Origin of the sequence: Streptomyces sp. NPDC127084, from assembly GCF_042724175.1 — a bacterium.
Taxonomy (GTDB): domain Bacteria; phylum Actinomycetota; class Actinomycetes; order Streptomycetales; family Streptomycetaceae; genus Streptomyces.
Genome location: NZ_JBHXFA010000314.1, coordinates 1 through 2,832, shown reverse-complemented (window position 1 = coordinate 2,832; position 2,832 = coordinate 1). Strand labels below are relative to the sequence as shown.

The 2,832-nt window shown below is 69.4% G+C and carries 2 protein-coding genes; one reads left to right on the top strand and one right to left on the bottom strand.

Annotated features, from left to right (window positions below; genetic code table 11):
• Positions 1-120: 120 nt before the first annotated feature.
• Positions 121-822 (bottom strand): SIMPL domain-containing protein, encoded by a 702-nt coding sequence (locus tag ACFWI9_RS33685; RefSeq protein WP_387168951.1) that lies wholly within the window; start codon positions 820-822, stop codon positions 121-123.
• 99 nt (positions 823-921) lie between these two features.
• On the opposite strand from ACFWI9_RS33685, the gene ACFWI9_RS33680 reads away from it, so the two are divergent.
• A complete protein-coding gene (locus tag ACFWI9_RS33680) occupies positions 922-2,736 on the top strand; it encodes a bifunctional metallophosphatase/5'-nucleotidase (RefSeq protein WP_387168948.1) in 1,815 nt (604 codons plus the stop codon).
• The last annotated feature ends 96 nt before the right edge of the window (positions 2,737-2,832 follow it).

The following is a 2,832-nucleotide window of genomic DNA, read 5'->3' as shown; positions in this document are numbered from 1 at the left end:
GCGAGAGACCCCCACCCCACACCCCACCCCCACCCACACCACCCCCCCCCCACACTCCCCCCCCAGGCCTCCGCGCTCCGCCTCCGCCGCGTCCCCCCCCCCCCCCCCCCTTCCGCGCCCCTACAGTTGCGGTGGCGTCATCGTGAAGCGCGCGTTCACCTGGGCATAGACCGTCTGCCGCTGGGGTTCGAGGTCCAGGGCGGGGGCAGGGGTAGCGGCCCCGCCCCCGTACGGTGCGGCGGCGCGCATCGCACCGGCGGGCCGGGGACCGTTGTACGTCGCCGGGGACTCCGCGCCGATGTCGGCGAGTTCGACCAGGGCGGCGAGCTCGGCGCCGAGGGCGCCGGCGTATTCGCGGGCGCGCCGGACGGCTTCGAGAACGGCCTGGCGGCGGGCGGCGGCGTGGGCCGGGGAGTCGGGGCGCAGGGACCACCAGGGGCCGTCGACGTGGGTGAGGTCGAGGTCGGCGAGGCGGGTGACGAGCTCCCCCAGTGCCGTGAAGTCGGCGAGTACCGCGGTGACGCGGACCCGGCCGTGGTATGCGCGGACGCGTTCGCCGCGGCCATGGGCGCTCAGTTCGGGGCTGATGGAGAACGCTCCGGTCTCCAGCTTCTCGACCGCGTCGCCATATGACTTGATCAGGTCGAGGACCTCGCCGTTGCGGCTGGTCAGGTCCTCCAGCGCGGCCCTGCGGTCCTTGCCGCGGGCGCTGACGGTGACTCCGATCCGGGCGATCTCCGGGTCGACTTCGAGCCGCGTCTCGCCGCGGACCGCGACTCGCGGGGTTTCGGGGGTTCCGTACGGCGCCGCGTCATTCGTCATGTGGCCTCCCTCGCTGTTGTTCCCCGAACACTTTCGCAGCCAGCCGCGCCTGGGCCAGAATCTACGCGCGTTGTGCCATTGAACGAGGGAGATCAACACATGCCGCTCAACCGCAGGACGTTTCTCGGCCGATCGGCCGCGGCGGGAGCCGGTGCGGCCGTCGCGGGGACGGTGGGCGCCACTCCGGCCGCCGCTCAGGGCAATGCATCCGGCCACGGCCACGGACGACCGCCGAAGCGCTACTCGTTCACCGTGATGGGCACCACCGACCTGCACGGCAACGTCTTCAACTGGGACTACTTCACGGACAAGGAGTTCGACGACAAGAACCACAACGACGTCGGCCTGGCGAAGATCTCCACCCTGGTCGACCAGGTGCGGCAGGAGAAGGGGCGGCGCAACACGCTGCTGATCGACGCCGGTGACACCATCCAGGGCACCCAGCTCTCGTACTACTACGCCAAGGTGGACCCGATCACGGCCCGGCGCGGCCCCGTCCACCCCATGGCGCAGGCCATGAACGCCATCGGCTACGACGCCGCCGCACTCGGCAACCACGAGTTCAACTACGGCATCCCGGTGCTGCGCAAGTTCGAGGAGCAGTGCGACTTCCCGCTGCTCGGCGCCAACGCCCTGGACGCCAAGACCCTGCGTCCCGCGTTCCGGCCGTACAGCATGCACCGCCTGCGCACCCCGTGCGGACGGGACGTGAAGGTCGCGGTCCTGGGGCTCACCAACCCGGGCATCGCGATCTGGGACAAGGCCAACGTCAGCGGCAAGATGGTCTTCCCCGGTCTTGAGGAGCAGGCAGCCAAATGGGTGCCGAAGCTGCGCTCGATGGGTGCGGACGTCGTCATCGTGTCGGCGCACTCCGGCTCCAGCGGCACCTCCTCGTACGGCGACCAGCTCCCGTACATCGAGAACGCGGCGGCGCTGGTGGCCGAGCAGGTGCCGGGCATCGACGCGATCCTCGTCGGGCACGCGCACACCGAGATAGCCGAGTACAAGGTCGCCAACAAGGAGACCGGCAAGCAGGTCGTGCTGTCCGAGCCGCTCAAGTGGGGCCAGCGGCTCACCCTGTTCGACTTCGAGCTGGTGTGGCAGAAGGGCCGCTGGAGTGTCGAGAAGGTGGGCGCTCAGGTGCTCAACTCGAACACGGCCGCCGAGGACCCGCGGATCGTGCGGCTGCTGGAGGACGAGCACAAGAAGGTGGTCGCGTACGTCAACCAGATCATCGGCACATCGACCGCCGCGATGACCACGGCCGCGGCGCCGTGGAAGGACGAGCCGATCATCGACCTGATCAGCCATGTGCAGGCGGAGACGGTGAAGGCGGCCCTGGCCGGCGGTCAGTACGCCGCGCTGCCGGTACTCTCCCAGGCCTCGTGCTTCTCCCGTACGGCGTCGATCCCGCAGGGGCAGGTGACGATCCGCGAGGCGGCCGCGCTCTACCCGTTCGAGAACACACTGGAGGCACGGCTGCTGACCGGCGCCCAGCTCAAGGACTATCTGGAGTACTCGGCCCGGTACTACGTGCAGACGGCGGCCGGGACGCCGGTGGACACGGCGAAGCTGACGAACGCCGACAGCATCCCGGACTACAACTACGACGCGGTCTACGGGGTGACCTACGAGATCGACATCGCCAAGCCGTCCGGATCACGGATCGTCAACCTGTCGTTCGACGGCAAGCCGGTCGATCCGGCGGCCCAGTTCGTGCTGGCGGTGAACAACTACCGGGCCAGCGGCGGCGGCGCCTTCCCGCATGTGGCCAAGGCCCAGCAGCTGTGGGCCAACTCGGATGAGATCCGCAACACGATCATCCAGTGGGCGCAGGCCAAGGGGACGATCGACCCGGCGGCCTTCGCCTCGGTGGGCTGGAAGCTGACCCGGGACGGCGTACCGGTGTTCTAGTTGTACTGCCCAGGGACGTTGGTCAACCTGGTGATGGGTGGTTTGCCGCCGGTTGCGGTGTGGGGGCGGTGGTGATTGTAGTGATGGAGCCAGGCC